Below are 23,501 nucleotides of genomic sequence, written 5' to 3' on the forward strand. Positions count from 1 at the left end.
GGCTCTTATTTGTTGTCTATAATGCACTTACTGGTACAAAACTGTACCCTTGTGCCGTTAACTCCTCAAGTATAATTTCTAAGGCTTCTGGTGTAACAGAATGAAGGCTGCTTAAGACAATAATGGAGCCATCTTCCACCTTGGAAATCACTGCATGAGCAATTTCTGAAGCATTCGTTAAGTTCCAGTTTTCGGTAGTATTAATAGTCCAGGGAATCACCCTATATTGGTCTTTAAAAGCTTCTGAAAGCTTTCCACCAAACGGCAAACGCACAATCTTGGTATTCACACCCGTTACCTCATGAATCAACTGTTGGGTTTTATCCAACTGAGCTTCCCGCTGACTATCAGAAAGACGCCCAAAACTTGGATGATCCCATGTATGGTTACCGATCACATGCCCCTGTTTCACTACTTCTCTAGCTGCTTCAGGGTAATGCTTAAGTCGTTTTCCTATCATAAAAAAGGTGGCGCTGGCGTCATACTTCTCTAGCATGTCTAAAATAAGGGGCGTTCTTTTTGGATGTGGACCATTGTCAAAGGTGAGTGCTACTTTCTTTTCGACTGCACGTTCAGGTGCCTGATCCGATTTCTTAATCTTAGGAAAAGAAGTTTTATCCTTCTTCTTCTCTGCAGTTTGTACAACTTTTTGTGCATATTCTGGTAATAATATATCGTTCAGCTCGTGTTTATCTATAGATACCTTCGATGTGCTCGTGTTCCATCTCTTTTGGTCTTCATTAGTTAGGTACACAACTAGAGAACTTCCCGTCAGTGCTGTATTTTCAATACTGACAGACGTGTGCCCTGTTTCGTTTTGCGTCCCAAGTTCTTCTTTTGCTTCCTGGGCCAAGACTTCTTTATAATTGGTATCCTTTTTAAATAAGTTCTTCAGTTCCAAAAGCTTGCCACTTGATTTATCAAAATTCATGACGGTACGGCTTACATCCACCTGCTTTTGCCCAACGTCTGCTGTCTCTATAAATTCAACGACAAATACTTTTTCATTCTGATACACGACATCAAAATCAATATGCAATTCATGTACAGATTGCTCTTCACTAGTTAAAACTACTTCATAACTTCTCTTTTTAAAGGCATCTTTCTTCTGATTCACGTAATCTATAATCACCTGATCGATTTGGTCATTTGGCGTTTGCGGATAATGAATAGTGATATGATATTTTTCATACTCTTCTATATCACTAACCATGGATACGTCATAGTAGCTCGCAGGATCGGAAGCCACCTTGACAGAACCTTCATTTGCATCTGCTATAAAAATAGAACAAGCCGTCAAAATCAACAATAAACTAAGGAGTGCTATATATATATTTAGTCGTCTCATAACCTTCCCTCTTCACCGTAATAAACTCACACCTTAGTGTAACATAAATGTAATAATAAAATAATATATTTGTTATGTTCCGGCTATTCTGTTAATTTAGAGGGTCGTACGAATATCCCATAGTTCTGGAAAGAAACGGTGGTCTAATACTTTCTTTAAATATCCTACACCTGATGACCCTCCTGTCCCCGTTTTGTGGCCAATAATTCGCTCTACTGTTTTCATATGCCTGAAACGCCACTGCTGAAACCAATCTTCAATATCCACTAACTTTTCTGCCAACTGATAAAGATCCCAGTACTTATCGACATCCTTATACACTTGTTCCCAGGCTTTTTCCACTGTAGCATCAGACTGATAAATGGTTGTATAGTCCCGATTAATGAGATCAGGATTAATTTTGAATCCCGCTTCGACCAGCCTTTCAATGGCTGCATCATATATACCTGGAGCTTCATAAGCATTTTTAAGTTCTTGATGGAGTTCAGGATCCTTTTCATAAATCTTTAATACATGTGGTGTTTTATATCCTAACGCAAATTCAACCATACGGTATTGGTAAGATTGGAAACCAGACGCCTGCCCTAAATCATCCCGAAACTGGATATATTCAGCAGGAGTTAGTGTGGATAGAACATCCCAGGCGTGGATAATTTGAGTTTGTGTCTTTGATACCCTCGACAACATCTTCAGTGCTTCCTGGATCTCCCCCTCCCTAATCAGATCAATGGCCGCCCTTAACTCATGTAAAATAAGTTTCATCCATAACTCACTCACCTGATGTATGACTATGAACAACATCTCATCATGATGTTCAGAAAGTCTATTTTGGGAAGAAAGTAGCCGGTCAAGGTTTAAATACTCGCCATAAGTCATTCTTTCTTTAAAATCTGTATGTACATTTTCATTCGTTTTCGAATCACCGTTGCTCATCTTAATCCCCCTATGTTAATATCCCGCGATCTGGAATATGATTGGCCGTAATGGGTAAAAATTCCGTATGCACTAATCCCTCGTACATGAGTAAAGTTCCTAGTAAAGGATGATCCACATGGACGTGAACGCGAAATGCTTTCTGTTTCTCGTCATAATGCTCGTACAAGGATGTCCGTGGACCATTGAAAGAGAACTTGTCTGCTACTCTCATCTCCCGGGAGTGCATGAGTAATCCGCCTTCTCTTGTCACATCAAGATCCATCTGTGTCGATAAGCAGCCTGACTTGCCTAAATCGTCTATTAATGATTGCTTTTCATTGTCAAAAGACATAACGGCATCAAACCCACGAATCGCATATGGGAAGAAAAAGCGGCGAATATAGCTAATTGATTCTCGGCCCCGTTCATCCACATAAGCATAGTTTTCCAGGGTAAAAGGAACTTCTTTACCCCTCTCTGCAAAAATAAGATGATCTTTTGATCCTATGCTTAAAAAGGGACGGAGAATGAGAGGAGTCCCCCGGATTTCTGTCATACGTCCTTGACCTAGGACCATTAATTTTTGATCACTCGTTAAACCAAATTTCTTTTGCAACTCAGGGTGCAGTCGGTCGAATTTTTCACCTAACGCTTGCTGATAAATGGATTTCAAGTGGATCTTCCTCCTTATAAAGTTATATGTAGGTGGGCTTCACTAAGCAGCCCACATTTAATCACATGACTTCTTCAGCAAAATCACTGATCGAATAGCCCTTTCGCTGTTTCATCAGCCATCCTTGCTTTTCTAATTGATTAAACAACCGTTGTATATGCTTCGGCGGCCACTCAGCCAACAGGCCGAACCAGCGGGTTTCATGAAGTTGGAGGCGCCGAAGTTTATTGGTTGATTTACCTGCAAGTACTTGAACTAGTGTATGGGCAGGGTGATCTGTACCGTAATAGTGAACTAAATCAAGAACTTGTTGAACAGCTGAGTAGCTTAATTCATGACCTTTGATCGTAATAATTATATCTTCCTCCGTGTATTCCGCTTCATCAAGCCGTACTTGCAGCTGATGAAGCAGGTCCACAGCCTTTGCATTCACCTGGTCATCCATTTGATTTCTCCAGGCTAGTAGTTGTTTGAATAGGACCACATCGCTTAGTTCTACCCTCGAAAGCCATATTAAGAGCGACTCTGAACCTCTTTGAGGAAGTGTTGAACAGGAGAGCTTATGGTGCATTTCAAGCAAAGGATAAGCGTTGGCGACGGCTGCATCCTCTTGATACCTTTCGATTTGTCTGGCTACAGAAAGGGCCTCATCTAAAGTATGCTGCACAGGACGAAGCTTCCCTTTCATGTTGATTAACTCTTGAATTTGGTGGGTGAGATCCTTGTTTTGGGCTGCAATCTCATTGAATTGATGTTCAATCGTTTCAATTCGCTTGCGGGCACGCTCCACATGAAATTCTTCCTGTAACGTAACTTGATCACTATCAAGATGATAGTAAACCGTATAATCACAGTGATCACATCGGCAGCCGACAGTCCGTTTAGTGGAATAGAACCCCAATTGCTTATCATGCCTGCACATTTCCATCCTTCCCGTAAACCACTGCTTTGGAAAAGTTCGAAATGGCCTCATCACAATAGTAACATGGTCTCTCCACATAGCTACATCTTCCGGGTATTTGAGTTGGGAAAGTAAAGCGGATTGATTCATTTGTTCCACAGCTTCTATTACATCGCGCTTGCTTTGGGTCAATTGTACGAGCGGATGCTTATCGAAGCTGGCAGCTATTTTAGTTAACCAATAGTCTCTTGAATGCTCTGCAATTTCAGCTACAAACAGGTGGTCTTTAATCACTTCAATCAAATGTTGTTCCAATTTCTCTGATGATAAATGAGTAATATTTGTGTCGTATAGAAACCGCTTATCGAAAGGCAGACCATCTTCCCCGGTAAGTTCAGTCCAAAGAAATAATTCTGGTCTAATTAAATAAGGGTTTAACGTATCATCTTTAATAAAAGAAACAGGTAAAACAGTGTTCCCTTCAACTGATAAATAACGCTGCAGCCGATCTAATGGTAATGATCGGTGCTTTACTTGATCGGCGATCACTTCATTAATTCGCGACAGCAATCCACGTTCGAACTTATGACCGATAGAGCGTATTTGTTTGTTCATGTTTCCAATAGGAGTAAGGATAATGTACGGGTAGCGATCGTTCTTGTAAGTCATACTTTCTGGCAGTCCCATAATGATTTCCCCTTTTAGAATTGAAGGATATACTACTATTATAGAAAAAGTATGTAAACTTACCAATAATTATTGTAATTTTGGGCTTATTCTTGCATCTTCCTTACTTTTATCACCCGAAAATGATGTAAGTTTTTAATTATACGGACAGAATTTCGACAGGATAATCCAGAAACAGACCAGATTCAATCACTCCAGGCAAGGCACTGATCTCCCTTTCCATATTTGAGGTAATCTCCTCAAATTTAACATCTAACAAAACGTTTCCTGCTTCCGTTATAACAGGGCCGTCCTTTGATGCCGCCATCCGCAAACTTACGGCTTCAGTACTAAAGGCTTCATACAGTTTCGTTTCGACGAGATGAATCGCCCGAGGATCAATTTCAATGGGTACGGCAAAGGCAGCCCCGAGTTTCGATACAAATTTACTTTCATCTACGAGAATATACGTTTTCTGCGCACTGGCCATGACAAGCTTTTCAGCAAACAATGCACCTCCGCGCCCCTTAATAAGCCTTTTCGTGCCATCGACTTCATCTGCTCCATCAAATCCCCAATCAGGCCTCGCTGCAGTTAAAGCCGTTACAGGAAGTCCGAGAACTGTACAATTAAGAGCCGCTTCTTTAGAGGTAGGAATCGTCTGAACGTTCATCCGCTCCTTTTTCACTCGCTCAGCGATTGCTTGTAAAGCTAGAAAAGCTGTAGAGCCTGATCCCACACCTATCACATCTCCATCTTTTACAAAATCACTCACTTGTTCAGCTACCTGCATTTTGTCCGATTGATTTGAAATTTCTCCAGACCAATTCAGGATGTTAGCTAATGAATTATTCCACGTCATTTCGATCACCTCGTCTACCTTGTTATTCCCTAAATCCTTATAAAAAAACAGGCTCAACCTCTTCAAGTGAATGGATTTCATAATTCTCAGCCATTGCACGGCGAGGGGTTTGGTAAGTAGTAAAGGAAGCACCTTCCAAGTTTAGGTAAGTAGAAAATTTGAAATAACTGTTACTAATTTAAAGGTCAGGATTGTTGAATAACGGTACAAGCGATTTCAGCCCATTGATGGATGAGTATATCCGTTGAAGCAATTATTCCCTAGCCTTTTACAACTCCGATTTTTATTAAGATGGTTCCGTTGCTCTCATTAACGAAATGGGGGGGAAAGCGAGTGGTTTCCCGCTCCCATTCTTAAAAATACGGAACCTTACTCAGGTTCAACAAACGGGGCGATTGTGGAGCAACACGAATAGAATAGTGATCTATCAGTCTTTATTTTTTTAAAAGAGCGATTATGAAATTGACTCATGTATCAGGCAATGAATGAATACCTTAAACATAATATAAAAGAAAACTTCATGAGGAGGGGGATCTCATGAGAAACGCCTACATCAAATTCGCTGTATTTTGTCTTTTTTTATTAATGGCCCTTCTTTATGTGATCATAAGGTAATAGCCCCACCCGCTGGTGAGGCTATTATTCTGCAAGGTTATGTTTAAAGGCATAAATGACCGCCTGTGTACGGTCCTGTACCCCGAGCTTACCTAAAATATTACTGACGTGTACTTTTACCGTTTTTAATGCGATAAACAACTGCTCAGAAATTTCCTGGTTCGTTTTTCCTTCGGTCATAAGCAGCAGGATCTCCATCTCTCTCGATGTTAACTGTTCATGAAGGTCTGTAGTCTGTGGTGTTCGCATTTTAGTCATAATCTTCCCGGTAACCTCTGGTTCAAGAATGGACTGCCCGCCATAAGTTGCACGAATGGCATCAGCAATTTCGCCCGCCTTAGACGTTTTCAGCATATAACTCGTAGCTCCGGCTTCAAGAGCAGGATAAACTTTCTCATCATCGAGAAAGCTCGTGACGATAATAATTTTAGCTTCCGGCCATTGATGGATGATTTTTTTCGTTGCTTCGATACCGTCCATTTCTTCCATGACAAGATCCATCAAAATAATATCTGGCCGCTGCGCTAAGGCGAGGTCAACAGCCTCTTTTCCATCATTTGCTTCAGCGACTACCTCGATATCTGACTGTGCTGATAAATAAGCGGAAACACCGATACGGACCATTTCATGATCATCAGCAAATAATACGGTAATCAAGATGGTTCTCCTCCTTTTACAACATGAGGTACTTTCACTTCAAGCCTTGTTCCTTGTTCAGACAAGCTGACAACCTTTAACATACCGCCAACTTCCAGAGCCCGCTCTTGCATATTTTGCAGCCCATATGAGCTTGTTTTTGCCTCTTCGACGTCAAATCCTATACCATCATCTACTATTCTTAAAATAATATGATCATCTCTTTCAATCAGCATCACTGTCAGCGTATTAGCTTTAGCATGCCGAAGTGTATTGGACACGGCCTCTTGCAATATCCGAAATAGCTGGTCTTCGATTCCTTTTTCAAGTGACAATGGTTCCACGGTCCAATCAATGTTCATCGGCACCTTTTGAGTCAGTTCATGTAAGAGTTCATTACACCCTTCAGCCAGTGACTTATCCTTAAGGGCCACTGGCCGCAAGTGGAGCAGCAATGCTCTCATCTCGAGCTGTGACTGATGAATCATTTTCTCCACCATAGCCATCTGTTTATCCCTCGACTCCTTGGCTGTTGTCTTGTTTTCATTAATTGCTGACATCATCATGGAAGCCGCAAATAACTGTTGGCTTACGGAATCATGAAGCTCACGTGCTAAGCGGTTCCTTTCCTGCAAAACAACCTCTTGCAGACTTTTCTCCCGCTCTTTAGCACGTTCAGAAGCTAAACGCTGGGCCGTTTCTGTCTGTTTCTTAAATCGAGCTTCTATTTGTTTCATTTTCTCTTCAATCTTCTGCAGATCTCCACGATCCACGTCATCGTACAGCACAGGATTCCCTTTGCCGATTTCATCTAGTTGATGTTCCACATAGTGAAACTTCCTCTTTAATACATAGCCCTGAGCAATTCCTATGCCTAATCCCCCAGTGACTGACAACGCTAGTGCAAGGAGAATATACGGTAAATCCAGCACTTCCCTTGCCCATAAATCTGACCAATCCTGGAGCGGAAAGGCCGAAAAGGTAAATACCAGGATAACCAGGGCAAAGAAAACAAATGATAGAAGACCGATGAGAACCTGCTTCTGCCATACGTTCATATCCGCTTCACCTCGATGTCGCCCGACACAATCGAGGTAATAATTTTAACCCGAGGCTTATTTGTAACATACTCAGGTGTGCGGTATGAGACCTGCTGATTAAATAACTTCGTTTTACGATATTGAAAAATAGCAGCCCGGCCAAGGATCGCACTATGATGTACGGCTACTTCCACTTCATAAGGGACATATATTTGCACATTTCCAACTAAATGGCGTATTGAAATGACCGCCTCATCTTCAGGGAAAACGGCATGACTAAGGTCAATAATACGATCACCAAACCCGCCATGGACATTAATATCCTGCCATTTATAAGAGGTCCTGGCCGTGGTTTGGTCACCGAATAACTTTTGCTTCACAAGAGGCTCAGTTCCCTCGTCAAAAGGAACATCATCCGATTGTATATCCAGGTGAATCCGTTCTGGTTCTTTTTTTGTCCGAAAGTAGTGGCGTACGAAAAGAATGATGACGACAATGATTAGAAAGCGAACAGCTATCATGTTTAAAATCGTCAGCGTCAGACTGATTATGCCGATCCAAAATATAATCTTCCCCCACACTTTTCGGTACTTTTTCCAACCGATATAGATAAACAAACCTGAAAAAAGCACAGAAAAGATCAGACCGCCGTTAAAAAAAGTGATCTCAAGAAACAAGAGAATTACCCCTATGATTAAAATGGTGTTAATGGTACTTGTCGACATATGTTTAAACATAAAGGTAACCTCCTTCTTACGTGTGAGCAAATTTTTGTAGTATGCCATCTATAGCACCAAAAAGACGCAGTGCTCTGCGCCTTTAATGATACCATGATTCTTACTGTACCGTAACGTCCTCTGTACTCTTCATATCTTTTTCAAGCTGCGCAATCTTACTGTCAAACGTGTTACGGTAATAGGCACTATTGACTTTGTACTCTAAATCTTCAATATAACGATCCATTTCGGAGAACCTTGCATACGGCTTGTCCGCTGTATCTTCCAGTACCTGGTTCATACGGTGATGAGCGCGGGCAATGTTTTCACGCCCCATCAGCTCCATCCGCTTCACATGCATGTCCTTTAGCTTGTGCTTCATTTCTTCATATTTCTGTTCAAGTGTTTCAAGCTGCTTGACCGCTTCTTCATAAGAAGACTTCAGTCGCTCAGCCCTTTCTTCATAGGCTTCACGTTCCTTCACTGCAAACTCGTACATCACGTCTTCTCCAGCATTTTGAGCTACTTCCGCTTGGTGTTTACGCTTGTCCACCATTTCTTCTGCCCTATGCTGTTCACGAGCAAACTCGTCCTTCAAACGATATTGACGTTCAACTAGCTTGCGAACTTTTTCCGTTTCCTTTTCACTTTCACGTAAGTATTGATTCAACATCGCAATCGGATTCTTCTGTTCTTTTTGATCCAGAGCATCATGCAAATCAGCTGTAATCGTATCTTTTAAACGTGTAAATAAATTAGCCATCTTTAGTCTCTCCTTTTTAATCATAAGATTATTTGTTTAACTCTGCCCACTGTCTTTCAAAGTTCGTAAACGGGTCAGAAGTACTGCTTGATTCTATGACTGTATCGTCCTTACGCTTTGTCATTTTCTTGTAAATAACGTAAAGAACATAAGCAGCAGCTAGTCCAATAACGGCAAAGATATTGGAAACAGCTATGCTCAGGATCACTAATCCAAGCGCAATCCAGGCAATTTTGCCGAATGTTGAGTCAGACTTCATGAATTGCTTGAACACAACATACAGAAGCCAGACACTGACCCCTAATAGAACCATTGGACCAAGATTAGCCAGCAGAATGCCTAGCGCCACCAGTCCTGCAATAAACAGCAAAAACTTTTTCATCGGTATTTCCCTCCTCGCTGATTTCTTATCTTCATGATACGAGGAATCGCTTCTCACCGTAATGAGCCAGGGATATATTTTCGAATAGGACCAGAGGCGTATATGTTTCTAATTTCATTACATGAATGAGAAAGCATACGATAAGAATACACTTGTAAGATTACTTTTTTATGAGGAGTGATGGAGTTTATGAGTAAACGATCAAAGTCTAAACGTACGATTCAAAAAGGAAAAGATGCTGTTCAACCAGCCACAGGAGAAGAGAGAATCACTATATCAAAATCGGGCAGGGAATTAAGTGACAAAAAAGAGTAGGATTTTTGAACGAGGTTCGGAATAGACAGCAGTACAAAAACCTGAGCTCCGCATAAAAGCTCGGGTTTTTAATTACCTTCCGGGCCATTATCCGAGATATCCTCGAACAAAGAAGGTGTATTCTGTCCCATTAATGCCCGAAATTAACTTTAAAATGGGAAAAGCCTGAATCCATGGAGTGGATTCAGGCTTACATAACTATTCGATAATACGAAGGTCCTTTGGAGTTTTTGTTAATGTTTCATAACCGTTGGCCGTAACCAGGACATCATCCTCTAAGCGGACTCCCCCGATTGCTGGATCGTAAATCCCAGGTTCAATTGTATAAGTCATCCCCTCTTTTAACACTCCATCATTCAAATGGCTCATGGAAGGAAATTCATGAACGTTGATACCCAGGCCGTGTCCAATCCGGTGTGGGAAAAGATCACCATATCCGGCTTCTGTAATAATATCTCTTGCAGTTTGGTCTAGATCCCCGATTCGAGTTCCTGGTTTGCTGATAGAAAGAGAAGCTTCAAGTGCCTCTTTCACTTTTTCATAAATAGCCCTCTTTTCGTCGGAAACAGACTTATACGCAAAGGTTCGAGTAATATCTGATGTATACCCTTTCCAGACGACACCTAGATCAAATAACACGAAATCTCCTGCTTTTAGACGGCGGTTACCAGGATTCCCATGAGGCTGACCGGACTTCTCACCGAATAAAACCATGGTGGAGAAAGACATTTCAGCAACACCCTTCTTCTTGAGTTCATACTCAATCGTTGCAAGAACTTCCATTTCAGTAATGTCTTCCTCAAGGGATTCAGTTCCAACCTTGACTCCGTAGTCAGCAAGTTCAGCAGCTTCACGCATAATGCTGATTTCTTGCTCATCCTTTACTAAACGCATCTCGTTGAGCTGTCCTTCCACATCAACTACCGACAAGTCATCAAACAGAGATAGCAGCGATTCACTGCGTCCATAAGAAAGAACTTGTTTCTCAAATCCAACTGTCTTCACCCGAGAAATCCCATTCTGTTTCATCTTATCTGCCATCATCATCCAAGGATCCTCATGATCCGCATAACCAATTACCTCGTGCGTCCAGCCTGCATCACGAATTTGGCCCGCTTCCATGCCAGGAAGCACAACGATCGGATCCGCTTCTGCGAAAACTAGCAGTCCTAACAAACGTTCATGCGGGTCTGTGTGAAAGCCCGTCAGATAGAAGACGTTCTCCGTAGAATTTAAAAACGCCATATCAATCTGATTCTCTTTTAAGTAATTCGAAAAATTATCCAATCTATGTTCCATAAGATCATCCCTTCTCTAATTACATTACCTCCTCCATCATATCTCAAAAAAGCACGCACTCCAAATATAGCAGAAACCCCCGCATACCAATTATTACCACCTCAGGTCATCCATAATATGGATGACCTGAGGTGGGTTTTTATTCCAATAAAAAACGAGCATATTCCATGCTCGTTTTTCTTCTATTCACCTAGCTGGTTAAGGTTTTGTTGGATTTGCTGGATGTCCCTAATCGCTTTAAATAGGTCGGAATTCTCTAATGCCTCAATGTTGATCACTTGTTCTTGAGCAGCCTGAATCATCTCTTCTATTCCTGATTCGAGCTGGTTTGTGTACTCCATGAGATCATTATGAATACTCTCCGCAAGCTCTGGCGGATTCAAGGCCTGTACTTCCTCTATCTCAGTTTGAAACTCTTGAAGACGTTGTTCCACATCAGCAAAAGCCGTAACATCACTTTGCGCCTGCTCAATTAATTGCGGCAAATCGTTAGAAAACTCCTCCGCATCAGCTATAAATTGTGTCACATCTTCTGTATATTGCACTCCATTTGTTGCTTCCTCAATCAGGCTGCACCCACTTAATGCGATTAATAACAATGGAAGTATAAACAGTTTTCTCACTTGATCTCCTCCTCTTCCATGATTACCTACCATACGAATGAATCAGAGAAAGGTTCCAATAAAAATAAAAATAAATCTTAATCAAAACTGTTTGTTTTTTTGAACCTTTTGCAACATCTCTGCTATGTTCATTTCTTTTATAAGGTACCTTCGATATAATAGCAGAGGGTTACTATTGTAAAATGGAGGGATTTCCATGGATCGTACTCGGTTTTTCATACGAGTTTCAGCCATTTATGCTTTGATCGGCGCTTTTATGGGATCACATATGGCTGGTGGCGGCGGTTATCAACTTACAGCAGTCCACGCACATATACTCGTTGTTGGATGGTTGTCTTTATTTGCTTTTGGTATGTATTATAAAATGTTTTCAATCCCGAAGGACTCTAAATTATCCAAGGTACATGTTTGGACTTCTTTCTTCGGAGTACTAGGCCTCACTACAGGCATGTGGTTATATTTCACCCAACCCTTTGGTGGCGGCATGGAAACGTTCAACACCGTATTCTTTATTGTAGGCGGGACGATTCTATTAATTGCTTTTGTTGTTTTTGCTATCATGGCATTCGTCCATGGCAAGTTCATTTCCGAGGACTAAAAAAGTTCAGGGCATTGCTTTGTAAGAAAGCTGCCCCGAACTTTTCTATTAAGGAACAAGTCGCAACAGCCGATCATCTTCCTCATCAGGATTCCCACGGCCGTCCGTATTATTGGTTATAAAATAAAGTGATCCCCCGACCTTTTCCACATCTCGAATTCTTCCATATCCATCTGCAGCCACGGCGGGATTTTGGCCATTAAGAGAGAGCGTACGCATTGCTGTTCCTCTCAATGATGCGATATAAAGTTTTTCGTTAAACACCGCAATACCTGAAGGAGCCCATGTGCTCTGACCTGTTTGGTATATAGGTAACTGCATTCCTTCAGCCTTTTCACCTCCCACTATTTTTGGCCAGCCATAGTTACCTCCCGGATTAATTACATTTACTTCATCATGGTGGTCAGGTCCATGTTCCGAAGCATATAACTGGCCTTCCTCATCCCATGCCAGCCCTTGCGGATTTCGATGCCCATAGCTATACACATAAGAACCTTCGAAGGGATTATCTTCCGGAACTGATCCATCCAAGTTTATACGTAATATTTTACCGGCTAAACTAGCCTTGTCCTGAGCGAGTTCACTGTCCAACGAATCCCCTGTTGTAACATAAAGCTTTTGATCCGGCCCTATTTCAATCCGGCCACCGTTGTGAAAATTAGCACCTGGTATGCCTTCTAAGATGACATCCGTTTCCGACCATTGATCATTCTTATATTCGATTATAATAATTCGATTTTTATTTTGACCATCCTCTTTATAAGTATGATAGGCGAATGCCTGATTGCTCTCACTGAAATGAGGGGCCAGCTTAAAGCCAAGCAAGCCGCCTTCACCGATCTGGGCAATATCCTGTTTCGTCTCAACTTTAACTCTGTTCAAGCCTTGTTCCTCTGACCATGAAACGATCTGACCTTTACGTTCCGTGATAAAAAAAGTACCCTTATGTTCCTCAATGTCCCACGGTGATTGCAGGTTTGTTACGACTTCTTCAACCCCATCAGTAACTTCAGATGGCTTCTCTCCTTGTTTCGATTGTTCACTTTCTGGTTGACATCCTATCACAAACAACAGCATCAAAAGACAAGATAGAAGAATTCTCATATCCACCTCCGCACTGAATCGTTTCTTCTATTATAGCAAGACTATTATGACATCTCACACTTTAAGCTGCTCGACGCAGAGGAGTACGCTGAAGTATACCTTTCTCTAAACGGTAAGCAAAAAAAACCGCTAATATTGTTAACGCAAAATCTTTGACTAAGAATGGACTCATGCTTGTCCAAGCAATGGCATATCCAATTCCTGAACCTTCCCCCACCCAAAGACGAAGGGCCATGTACATCCAGTTTACTCCCACTACATAATTAATGACCAAACCTACAATGGCTGCAATTATGTAGACGGAAAAACTCCTACGGTTCTCAACTATTTTCCCCACCACAAATGCTAACAGCATAAAAGACAGGATAAACCCAAATGTAGGCATGAACAATGTGCCCATACCACCTTTAAATCCCGCAAAAACAGGTGCACCTATAAGACCGAGTACTGTATATACAAACATGGAAAAGAAACCTAACCGGCTTCCTAATATGATACCAGCCAAAATTGCGACAAAGGTTTGTAATGTGAGTGGTACGTTCATAATAGACAAAAAGGGCGCAAACGCAGTTATATTGGAGCCAATTACCATCAGCGCCACAAAGAGAGCACCGATAGTTATTTCATAAGCTGTCGAACGTGATTTCTGCAATTTATTTTCCTCCCATTCTCTTACTATTACTAAGATAGCGGAGGATCGCCAAAACTGTCAACCTAAATAACACAAAGTTAACAAATAGCAATTTCATCAGTTGGATAGACCTTTAATCACCTTTTTTCTTTATTAAGCAAACTAAATAAGTGAATTGAACTAATTATCGCCACCCAATTAATGGTGACTTTTTACTCATTTTGGTGTAAAGTATATTAAAAAATTACGGAGGAGTTTCCATGCTATCCTACCAGCGCTCCATGGGGCAATATGAAACACCCTTATCCACTGTTGAATACATGGTCAAGACTATGCTTCAGGAAACCGGACAAACATATAAGCCACCCCGTATATTAGATCCTTCTACTGGCGATGGTGTTTTTGTCAGAGCGCTGGTGGAGGCAGGAGTCCCGCCTTCTCTTATTAATGCTTATGATATTGACCCTAACATTTCCCTTGAAGTGCCTAAAGTCCAGTTTACCCATCAGGACTTCCTAAAATCAAATCCAACGCATGCTTTCGATGCGATTATAGGAAATCCACCCTATAAATCAATTCGTCAAAACGCTTATTTTAAAAATAATAAACAAGATCTAGAAGAACAATTTCTAGAGATCGGTGTACATAATATGTACACGCTATTTATCTATAAAGGACTCCAACTATTGAAAGTAGGCGGAGTTTTATGCATGATTGTTCATGATTCATTTTTAACGAATGTGCATTATACCAAGTTTCGTCAATATTTAATCGACCATACGGAAATAATTGAAATCATACTCGCCCCGAGGAAGCTGTTTCATGCAGGCCGAGCGGATGTTCGAACAGCTATAATTACAATTAGAAAAAGCACTCCTAAGCCTGAACATATGATGAAATTAGTAGATCGTCTGGCAACAGAAGAATACACCTCCCCGCCCGCGGAGAAGGTTCAATATTTACAGCAATCCAATTTTAGTCTGATGCCTGGTTTCAATTTTGCTATAAACGTCCCTCAGGAAATTCTCTCCCTATTTATAAGACCAGAGTTCACCTTGGCCGATAAAGTACAAGGAGGCACAGGGATTTCAACTGGAAATGATAAACAGTTTTTATTTAAGCCTTGGGAAGTCAATGTCGATCTTGAGGAATGGATCCCTTTTTATAAAAACGGAGGGATTCGTGATAGTTGGTATTATGAACCGAAGTACTATATTCACAAGAATTGGAGAAAGTACAGTCGATCAATTCCCAAATTTACGGTTCGCAACCAGCAATACTTTTTCCGCGAAGGGATTACTTGCTCTTCTATGGGAATTGATTTTCAAGCCTCCTACCTGCCAAAAGGCAGTCTGTTTGGGGTGAATACAAATCTCTTTACTGACAATGAAGAAGACCTTTATTACCTTCTCGGTCTACTGAATAGCAATTTGACAACCTATATGCTCCGTAAAGTGTTGAATCGCACAAATATGATTACATCTGGGTATGTTAAAAAGCTACCTTATACTGAACCAGATCCTCTCTTAAAAAGCAGCATCATCCGGCAAGTAAAACACATCGTATCAGAAAAGCAGAAAAACTTAGCCTATGATTCCACGATTCAGCAGCAAGAAATAAATGACAGTATTTTTGATGTTTATCACATTTCGCGCGCCAATAGGACTCATGTCAATCACTTCTGTGAACGACTTATAGAATTGTTATAAGAAAGTAAGCTCAAGCTGACAATTGGCTTGAGCTTTTTGCCATGTCAAAGCTACGCAGCTTTCAGGCTTTTTCTTTTCTTCCTAATATCCCCTTTAGTCAATATGGACACAATTAATGCCACCACGAAGAGTCCGGCAAAGAAGATTAAACTACTTTCATAGCTGCCCGTTGTATCATTCATATAGGCTGCAAATTGCGGCCCGACAAGTCCCGCTGCCGCCCAAGCTGTCAGAATATACCCATGAATCGCACCCAACTCTTTAGTACCAAACAAATCCCCAATAAAGGCTGGAATAGTTGAAAAACCTCCACCATAACATGTGTAGATAATACCAATTAAAATGACAAATAAAGCAACAGAACTTGTATAGGAAAGGACAACAAACAGAACGATCTGAATAATAAAAAATGCAACATAGGTGTTGGATCTTCCAATATAATCAGACGCACTTGCCCATCCGATTCGACCTAATCCATTAAATAGTCCCATCACCCCAACCAGGGTCGCTGCAGCACTGGTACTTAGGCCAACACTGTTTTCTGCTAATGGTTTGGCAGCAGAGATAACAGCAATGCCACACGTTACGTTTATAAACAACATGATCCAAAGATAATAAAAACGTTTCGTTTTCAGTGATTCTTTCGCCCGAAGATTGGCTAAATCTTTTTTCCTTCCTGTATTTTCTTTCTGGTCATCATACCCCTTAGGTTCCCATCCTTTAGGAGGCTTTGATAAATACAAAGAAGATAGAATCATAATTACAAAATAACTGGCCCCCAGGATATAAAAAGTAGCTGCAATACCAACCGAGCCAATTAACCAATCCATAATTGGACTGGAAATTGCCGCCGCGAAGCCAAATCCCATGATCGCCATCCCTGTTGCAAGACCGCGTCTGTCAGGAAACCATTTAACGAGCGTAGATACTGGGGCAATGTAACCTACTCCAAGACCAATTCCTCCCAAAACTCCATAAAAGAAGTAAAGTGCCCATAACGAGCCTAGGTTAACAGCAAGCCCCGAACCAAATACACCAACCCCAAAGAAAACAGCGGCCGTGATCCCCGCAGCCCTTGGGCCATACTTTTCAACAAACCATCCCAAAAATGCTGCAGACAAGCCTAGAAACAAGATAGCCAAGCTGAATGTTAATTGTACTTGCTGAGAGTTCCAGCCAAATTCATTTCTCAGGGGTGATGTAAAATTGCTCCAAGCATACACAGACCCTATGGATATATGTATCCCAACTGCACTTAATGCTATCAGCCAACGATTTTTCGGTTTTCTTCCTTCCATTTTATCCCTCCTAATTCCTGACATCATTGCTATTACCTAAATTGCGTCTTTCTAAACTCAAAATTTTCTGAAATATATAAAAGGATGCTTGTATACCCTGTGAGGTACAAGCATCCATGTTATTATAATCGTTGTACAAACTCAATAATTTCTTTGTTGGGACCCTGGTAATAGACCACTTCTAGTCCTGCCACACTGTATGGGCCCTCGTAGATAGACAAACCCCTGTTCTTTATTTCCTGAATTTTAGCAGTCAAGTCCTGTACTTCTATCGCAAAATGTACACCTTGGGGCCTCCGATCTTTAGGCTGGACTAATTCAATCGTACATTCTGCCTTTGTCAAAAAAACAATACGTTCGTCTGCCCATTCAAGCCTCCTTACAACCGAAAATCCCAATATACTAACATAAAACCTTTCCGCCTGCTTTACATCGAACACCTCTATCCCGACATGGTGAAACATTTACAGGCGGCCCGGGATAATTAGATTCATGTCTCCAAATTCATGCCACAAATATTGTTGCTCAATGGCTTCATGATATGCCTCTATTAATATCTCATGTTTAACGAAGGCCGTGAGCAAGTCTAAATGACTTGCTTCCGGTTCATGAAAGCCAGTTAGTAGGGCATCCACTACTTTTAATGAATGTTCCTGATTAATATACAAATAGGTTAGGACAGAATCCTGCTTAGTTAACTGACCATTCTTAAAAGCTGATTCCAGCGCACGTACAACTGTTGTGCCTACAGCTGCTACTTGGCGTCCTTCTTGCTTGGCTTTATTGATAACTGTTACTGTTTCCTGTGGGATCGTATAAGGTTCAGGATGACTCGACGGAGAAGGCCATCTATCATTCTCGTAATAGCTCAAAGAAGTATGAAGTGTTATATAGCATATTTTCACTCCTTTTTGTTCCAGCTCCGTGATGGTTCCCCAGGTAAATGCGCGTCCGGCTGAAGCCATCTCAATAGAACCCGGTGTGGAACTGTAGACGTTTTGATAGTCGTTCAGCGGCCAGGGATCCTCCACATATTCATAGTAAATCGGGCTGCCATGGTCATAAATATACTCTATTAGCGACATGCCGCTGAGCTTGAACTTCAGTACTTGCAAAGGATACTCACTTCCGCCCTTTTCAACTACGGCAAAGAGGCCATCCTGGAAATAAAGCTTCTCTCCTTCTTTGTATTGCTTTCCCACCAATAATACTTCGAATCTATGGTCATCAATTTTTCTAGCTAATCGGACTTCAACTTCCCCATTCGTCCCACTAGCTTGCAAACTCGAAGGAATCGTTCTTGACTGGTTGAGGACAAGTACATCTCCTGCTTGAAAAGTATCGACGATGTTACGAAAGTTTGTATGGGCCCTCCTTCCGGAAACAGGGTCGAGGAGCATCATTCTAACCTGATCACGATCCAGCCCTCTTCGTTCTATAGGAGATGATGCATGAAGATGTTCAGGAATTTCAAAAGCAGTTAACAGATCACTCATTTAACGGCGCCTCCCTTAAGAAGCCATCAGCTTCAAAGCGTTCCCCGTTACGGTTTCTTGACTCATCAGAAGCTAAATAAAAGAAGACGTCCAGTCTCTCTTCCGGCTTCGCTAACTGATAATCACAATCTGGAACGGCCCGGTCATGCATGTCGGTATCCATTTCGCCCGGATCTACCATATTAATTCTAATACTGTAGTCAGCAACTTCGTCCGCCCACGTCTGTGTCAATCCTTCCACAGCAAACTTTGAAACCCCGTAAGCGCCCCACTCGGCAAAACCAGTATGCCCCGCTTCTGAAGTTAAGTTAATAATCGATCCCGATCGGTTTGCAATCATTCCTGGCAGCACTCTTTTTGTCACGAGAAATGGATTCATGCAATTGACTTTTAATACCTGAAGAAACTGTTCATGATCATAATCAAGAAGCTGCTTCGGTCCTGGGCCAAATACGGAAGCATTATTAATTAAAACATCCACACTTCCGAATTTATCCTCTACTACAGAAACAAACTTTTCGATTTCATGAATCCTCGAAACGTCAGCTTGAAGAGCAATCACTTCTGCGCCTATCGCTTCAATCTCCTTCTGTACAGCTTTCAATTCGCGCTCACCTCTTGCACAGACAGCGATACGATGCCTTTGTTTGGCAAAACCCAGAGCTAATGCTCTTCCAAGTCCCTTTGATCCACCCGTAATCATAATAGTTTTACTCATAAAAAATCTCCTTTCCCTATCTAAGTATCCTTAGTATAGAAAAAGGAGCAGAACTAAACATGAGCCACACAAAGTATCTTAGTGTCACACATTCGATTGAGGGTAATTTACGACTTTTGTCGTAACCTATTTCCCGGGAAATAAATTAATGGATTGTTTTGTAGTTTTTCCACTCTTCCGGTAGAAGATTGACGTATTTGTTTGTTAAAAAACGATCATCAATTAGTTGGATAACACCGTAGTCTTCTTCTGAACGAATGAGCCGTCCGCCAGCTTGTAATACCTTATTCATTCCAGGGAATACGTAGGCGTAGTCATATCCATTACGCCCACGATTTGAAAAATAAGACTTTATTAATTCACGTTCGAAATTACGGGGAGCTAACCCGATCCCAATGACGGCCACTCCGTTTAGACGGTCCCCTCTTAAATCAACACCTTCAGAAAAGACCCCGCCAAGTACAGCGAAACCCGCTAAGTGTCCGCCCTCAACAAACTGAGCAAGGAAATCATCTCTGCGTTCCTCGGTCATTCCTTGTTCCTGTGAAACAGCATCTAGATCATACGATTGAAAATGTTCATAGACTAACTGCATATACTGATAGGAGGGAAAGAAGAATAGATGATTTCCAGGTTGACTTTTTACCTGTTTATGCAAAAGTTCAGCTAAACGATTCGCGGTCTGTTGTCTATTTTTAAACCTTGTTGAGAGTGACACTAAGCTTACGTCAATTTGACCCGGATCATATGGGGAAGGAAGTCTGAGGATATAGTCATCATCCTGCCCGCCAAGCATATCCTTGTAATACCCGAACGGTGATAAAGTAGCAGAGAAAAAGACATTGGAGCGAAATGCCTTCGCAGCCTGGTGCAATACGTTAGAAGGGTCGATGCAATAAAGCTTCATGCTTACATCTTGGTTAAAGTTGCTGCCAATATAAACATAATGTTCATCAACTATGGCCAGCATTTTCAGAAAGTTTTGTGTTGCAAAATAACAATTCAGCAACAGTTCATCTCTTTCCTCCTCCTCATTTTGGTCACGAAGCTGACGTTCAGCTTTATTGATAAACCTTTCCAGATTCTCTTCTAACTGGCCAGGTACATCCTCAAGTTTGTATTCCATTGCTGACTCCCTGTCATTCACAGCGCTCATATCTTTCATAACACTTGCGGCTGCTTCAGCTAATTCATCATTTGCTCCCCCATACCATTTGTTAACTTCTTCATATGAACCGCGTTTAATTTCAGCCGAGTACATTTCACGGGCACGCTCTACCAGGTTATGTGCTTCATCAATGAGCAATGTTGTTTTCTTCTTTTGCTCAGGCATAAGCCTTTTTAACGATACTCGCGGGTCGAAGATATAATTGTAATCCCCTACCACCACATCGACGACATCCGTTAGATCCAGCGAAAACTCAAATGGACATACACGATGTTTTCTTGCATATTCTTCAATAACGCTACGCGCGATTTGCGTTTCATTCATTAGGACGTCAACGATCGCCTCATTAATTCGATCATAGTAGCCATCTGCAAACTCACAGTAATCCGGCTGGCAAATCGTTTCTTCTTGAAAGCAAATTTTGTCCTTAGCTGTCAGCGTTACAGAACGTAACATTAAGCCGGTTTCTTCCATCAAACGAAGCGCTTCCTCTGCTGTCGAACGAGTGACTGTTTTTGCTGTTAAATAAAATATCCGTTCAGACTGTCCTTGTTCCATGGCCTTAATCGCTGGAAATAAAGTGGAGATCGTTTTACCGATACCCGTTGGCGCCTGAGCAAATAAGGTGCGTTGTTCCTGTACTGTACGATATACACTTCCTGCGAGCTGACGCTGTCCTGATCGATAGCTAGAGAATGGAAAAGTCAGATCAGGGATTGTTTGCTCTTTTTGTTGCCGAATGTGCAAAAGAATTCGAGCATAAGACATATATTCTTCAACGGTTTGCTGCATAAAGGATATCAGATCTTCCATTGTGTATCTGTGAACAAAGCGTTTCTTTTCCTTCGTTTGCTTCTGAACATAGGTTAGTTGAACATCTATTGCGTCCAATCCCTCTTGCTCTGCATATATGAAACCATATCCTTTAGCTTGAGCCCAATAGACCGGAAAGCTATCTTCAGTGAGTTCTTCAAGCTCAAGAGCAGTTGATTTGATTTCATCGATTTTCGGGCCGCTTTTTGTGGTAAGAACCCCGTCACATCTACCATGAATATGCAGCTTGACCTCCTCATGAGAGTACACGTATTCAAGAGGCACTTCCTTCTCTTCCCCTTCATTGTACTCCTTTTGAACAGCTTTATGAATAGCTGTTCCTTCTTGAAGCGCCGTATTGGATCGAAATCGATTATCGATACTGCCTTCACGATAAACGTATTCAACTAACGCCCGCACCGAAATACTTATCTCTTGATCCACTAACACCCCTCCTATCTACAAACAAGTGATAAAATACCGTCATTTTTTGCTATTGATTTTCGAATGTCTACTGAATAAGCTAACATGTTATAATAATAGGTAAACCTTATTTATTTCTCAAAATTTAATTTCGTCATATACTATATGATAAGCGAAATTACTCAGAAACTACAGGTGATTGCACTATGAGAAAACTAAAGTGGCTGGCTATTGTTATCCTTTCACTCATCTTTCTGACTTTGATTCTCGCGTCTTTTATCAATCAGCCTGAGAGCTTGTCTAATTCAAACAAAAGCCAAACACCCACCGAAGAGAAACAAACTGAAGAAGAAAAACCCGTCCCTAAAGAAAAAGAGCAAGAGGAAGAACCTGTTGAAAAAGAGCAAGAGGGGACTTTAGGCGAAGGGTTACGCGAAGCGTTTTCTAGTGTGATCGAAGGAGCTAAAGCCCTTTTTGTGGAAGAAGACCTGAAAATCGTTGCAATAGGTGATTCTCTTACCCAGGGGGTTGGCGATCGTACCGATAATGGCGGATATGTAGGTATATTAGAAGAGACACTCAACAGTAACATAGAGGGCGAAGATATCAATATAGAAAATTACGGTAAGCGCGGTAATCGTACAGACCATCTTCTCGAGAGAATGGAAGAAGAGGAAATGGCATCTTCTATTGAAGAGGCTGACATTGTATTAGTTACAATTGGCGCTAACGATATGATGAACGTTGTGAAAAACAACTTCACAAGCTTGAACTACGAGGATTTTGCAGCAGAGCAAGCAGGGTATGAAAAACGTCTCCATGAAGTTATGCAGCGTATTGAAGAATTAAACCCTGATGCGCCTTTTTACCTTATTGGACTTTATAACCCTTTCTCTAAATACTTCGACAACATTCCTGAACTTACACAAATCATAAATGAGTGGAACCGTATTGGGAAAGAGGTCGTTTCAGAACATGATCAGGCTGTCTTTATTCCGATTAAGGATATCTTTGCTGGCAAACTGGATGAATACTTATGGAAACAAGACCATTTTCATCCAAATGAAAAAGGTTATAAACAGATAGCCAAACGGGTTCTTGAAGTCATCAGACCCGAAATTGAGAAATAACACAGGTGGAATGCAATATGTTAAAACGCTGGTTTCTAAAAAATAAATGGAGGTCTTCATTCTTCATATTAGCTGTCATCAATTTAGGCATAGTTGCATGGATTTTATCTTTAATTTTCCTTCCCACCTCATATACACTTGTGAATGTGCAGCCAGAAGAAGAGAGTTCAGATGCGGAATTTACGATTGTTTCGACTAAACAAAATTTGGAACAGTTAGCCAACGAGTACTTAAGTGAACTATCGACACAAACGGTATTTGACTATTCAATTTCTTTAGACCGCAACGTTACTCTTGTTGGGAATATTAAAGCATTCGAACAAACTATCCCTATTAAAATGGAGTTAAATCCTGTCGTACAAAAAAACGGGGACCTCGTCCTAGAACAAGAAAGAATTTCACTCGGTAAACTGCCCCTGCCAAATAAAAAAGTGCTGGAGTTTATCGCTGACAATTATAAATTGCCAGAATGGGTGAGAGTTCATCCCAATGAAGAAAGTATTTATTTAGCCGTTACACAAATGGATACAGCTTCAAACTTTAATGTTGCAGTGGATCGCTTTAATTTAAATGCCAATCAGTTAGCCTTTCGCATCTCCGTTCCACGCGAGACTTTCGACATTGCCCAAGTCATTGCCGAACAAAAGCTGCAACAATAA

At 41.2% G+C, this 23,501-nt stretch carries 24 protein-coding genes; 5 read left to right on the forward strand and 19 right to left on the reverse strand.

Annotated features, from left to right (window positions below; genetic code table 11):
* Positions 1-16: 16 nt before the first annotated feature.
* From P9989_RS19770 to P9989_RS19815, 10 genes are all read right to left on the reverse strand, one after another.
* On the reverse strand, positions 17-1,348 hold the full coding sequence (locus tag P9989_RS19770; RefSeq protein WP_283076557.1) for a polysaccharide deacetylase family protein: 1,332 nt from the start codon (positions 1,346-1,348) through the stop codon (positions 17-19).
* Between the two features lie 96 nt (positions 1,349-1,444).
* On the reverse strand, positions 1,445-2,281 hold the full coding sequence (gene kynA / locus P9989_RS19775) for a tryptophan 2,3-dioxygenase (protein ID WP_283076558.1): 837 nt from the start codon (positions 2,279-2,281) through the stop codon (positions 1,445-1,447).
* 10 nt (positions 2,282-2,291) lie between these two features.
* Positions 2,292-2,936, reverse strand: a complete 645-nt coding sequence (locus P9989_RS19780) for a DUF4166 domain-containing protein (protein WP_283076559.1) — start codon at positions 2,934-2,936, stop codon at positions 2,292-2,294.
* 61 nt (positions 2,937-2,997) lie between these two features.
* Positions 2,998-4,524, reverse strand: coding sequence for an RQC-minor-2 family DNA-binding protein (locus P9989_RS19785; RefSeq protein ID WP_283076560.1), 1,527 nt, complete (start codon positions 4,522-4,524; stop codon positions 2,998-3,000).
* Between the two features lie 139 nt (positions 4,525-4,663).
* On the reverse strand, positions 4,664-5,464 hold the full coding sequence (gene rpiA / locus P9989_RS19790; protein ID WP_283076561.1) for a ribose 5-phosphate isomerase A: 801 nt from the start codon (positions 5,462-5,464) through the stop codon (positions 4,664-4,666).
* Between the two features lie 540 nt (positions 5,465-6,004).
* The gene (locus P9989_RS19795) at positions 6,005-6,637 is read right to left on the reverse strand and encodes a response regulator transcription factor (protein WP_283076562.1); all 633 of its coding nucleotides are present in this window, start codon (positions 6,635-6,637) and stop codon (positions 6,005-6,007) included.
* A complete protein-coding gene (locus P9989_RS19800; protein WP_283076563.1) occupies positions 6,634-7,674 on the reverse strand; it encodes a sensor histidine kinase in 1,041 nt (346 codons plus the stop codon). The genes P9989_RS19795 and P9989_RS19800 overlap by 4 nt, the downstream gene beginning before the upstream one ends.
* On the reverse strand, positions 7,671-8,393 hold the full coding sequence (liaF, locus tag P9989_RS19805) for a cell wall-active antibiotics response protein LiaF (protein ID WP_283076564.1): 723 nt from the start codon (positions 8,391-8,393) through the stop codon (positions 7,671-7,673). Before liaF ends, P9989_RS19800 begins: the two co-directional genes overlap by 4 nt.
* A 100-nt stretch (positions 8,394-8,493) precedes the next feature.
* Complete coding sequence (locus tag P9989_RS19810; protein ID WP_283076565.1) at positions 8,494-9,135, reverse strand: PspA/IM30 family protein; 642 nt, start codon at positions 9,133-9,135, stop codon at positions 8,494-8,496.
* A 28-nt stretch (positions 9,136-9,163) separates the two neighbouring features.
* Positions 9,164-9,517, reverse strand: coding sequence for a lmo0954 family membrane protein (locus P9989_RS19815; RefSeq protein ID WP_283076566.1), 354 nt, complete (start codon positions 9,515-9,517; stop codon positions 9,164-9,166).
* A 189-nt stretch (positions 9,518-9,706) separates the two neighbouring features.
* Between P9989_RS19815 and P9989_RS19820 the strand changes: the two genes are divergently transcribed.
* Complete coding sequence (locus P9989_RS19820; protein WP_283076567.1) at positions 9,707-9,832, forward strand: hypothetical protein; 126 nt, start codon at positions 9,707-9,709, stop codon at positions 9,830-9,832.
* A 198-nt stretch (positions 9,833-10,030) separates the two neighbouring features.
* Here the strand turns inward: P9989_RS19820 and P9989_RS19825 are convergent, their stop codons facing one another.
* The gene (locus P9989_RS19825; RefSeq protein WP_283076568.1) at positions 10,031-11,131 is read right to left on the reverse strand and encodes a M24 family metallopeptidase; all 1,101 of its coding nucleotides are present in this window, start codon (positions 11,129-11,131) and stop codon (positions 10,031-10,033) included.
* Between the two features lie 182 nt (positions 11,132-11,313).
* Positions 11,314-11,754, reverse strand: coding sequence for a DUF6376 family protein (locus P9989_RS19830; protein WP_283076569.1), 441 nt, complete (start codon positions 11,752-11,754; stop codon positions 11,314-11,316).
* Between the two features lie 196 nt (positions 11,755-11,950).
* Between P9989_RS19830 and P9989_RS19835 the strand changes: the two genes are divergently transcribed.
* Positions 11,951-12,352 (forward strand): hypothetical protein, encoded by a 402-nt coding sequence (locus P9989_RS19835; RefSeq protein ID WP_283076570.1) that lies wholly within the window; start codon positions 11,951-11,953, stop codon positions 12,350-12,352.
* A gap of 48 nt (positions 12,353-12,400) precedes the next feature.
* Here P9989_RS19835 and P9989_RS19840 read toward each other — a convergent pair whose 3' ends face one another.
* Together P9989_RS19840 and P9989_RS19845 are read right to left on the reverse strand one after the other, a co-directional pair.
* On the reverse strand, positions 12,401-13,456 hold the full coding sequence (locus tag P9989_RS19840; protein ID WP_283076571.1) for a PQQ-dependent sugar dehydrogenase: 1,056 nt from the start codon (positions 13,454-13,456) through the stop codon (positions 12,401-12,403).
* Between the two features lie 61 nt (positions 13,457-13,517).
* Positions 13,518-14,108 (reverse strand): biotin transporter BioY, encoded by a 591-nt coding sequence (locus P9989_RS19845; protein WP_283076572.1) that lies wholly within the window; start codon positions 14,106-14,108, stop codon positions 13,518-13,520.
* 239 nt (positions 14,109-14,347) lie between these two features.
* On the opposite strand from P9989_RS19845, the gene P9989_RS19850 reads away from it, so the two are divergent.
* Entirely contained in the window at positions 14,348-15,796 is a 1,449-nt protein-coding gene (locus tag P9989_RS19850) for an Eco57I restriction-modification methylase domain-containing protein (protein WP_283076573.1), read from the forward strand.
* A gap of 50 nt (positions 15,797-15,846) precedes the next feature.
* On the opposite strand, the gene P9989_RS19855 is transcribed toward P9989_RS19850, so the two are convergent.
* From P9989_RS19855 to P9989_RS19875, 5 genes are all read right to left on the reverse strand, one after another.
* Positions 15,847-17,094: an L-lactate MFS transporter gene (locus tag P9989_RS19855; protein WP_283076574.1), complete on the reverse strand. Its 1,248-nt coding sequence runs from the start codon at positions 17,092-17,094 to the stop codon at positions 15,847-15,849.
* A 122-nt stretch (positions 17,095-17,216) separates the two neighbouring features.
* The gene (locus P9989_RS19860) at positions 17,217-17,558 is read right to left on the reverse strand and encodes a VOC family protein (protein ID WP_283076575.1); all 342 of its coding nucleotides are present in this window, start codon (positions 17,556-17,558) and stop codon (positions 17,217-17,219) included.
* Positions 17,559-18,590: an S-adenosylmethionine:tRNA ribosyltransferase-isomerase gene (locus tag P9989_RS19865; RefSeq protein WP_283076576.1), complete on the reverse strand. Its 1,032-nt coding sequence runs from the start codon at positions 18,588-18,590 to the stop codon at positions 17,559-17,561.
* Entirely contained in the window at positions 18,583-19,308 is a 726-nt protein-coding gene (locus P9989_RS19870) for an SDR family NAD(P)-dependent oxidoreductase (RefSeq protein ID WP_283076577.1), read from the reverse strand. The genes P9989_RS19865 and P9989_RS19870 overlap by 8 nt, the downstream gene beginning before the upstream one ends.
* A 145-nt stretch (positions 19,309-19,453) precedes the next feature.
* Positions 19,454-21,733 (reverse strand): ATP-dependent DNA helicase, encoded by a 2,280-nt coding sequence (locus P9989_RS19875; RefSeq protein ID WP_283076578.1) that lies wholly within the window; start codon positions 21,731-21,733, stop codon positions 19,454-19,456.
* A 185-nt stretch (positions 21,734-21,918) separates the two neighbouring features.
* Here P9989_RS19875 and P9989_RS19880 point away from each other — a divergent pair, with 185 nt between their 5' ends.
* Together P9989_RS19880 and P9989_RS19885 are read left to right on the forward strand one after the other, a co-directional pair.
* On the forward strand, positions 21,919-22,842 hold the full coding sequence (locus tag P9989_RS19880; RefSeq protein ID WP_283076579.1) for an SGNH/GDSL hydrolase family protein: 924 nt from the start codon (positions 21,919-21,921) through the stop codon (positions 22,840-22,842).
* Between the two features lie 17 nt (positions 22,843-22,859).
* Positions 22,860-23,501, forward strand: a complete 642-nt coding sequence (locus tag P9989_RS19885) for a YpmS family protein (RefSeq protein ID WP_283076580.1) — start codon at positions 22,860-22,862, stop codon at positions 23,499-23,501.

Origin of the sequence: Halobacillus naozhouensis (assembly GCF_029714185.1) — a bacterium.
Taxonomy (GTDB): Bacteria; Bacillota; Bacilli; order Bacillales; family Halobacillaceae; genus Halobacillus_A; species Halobacillus_A naozhouensis.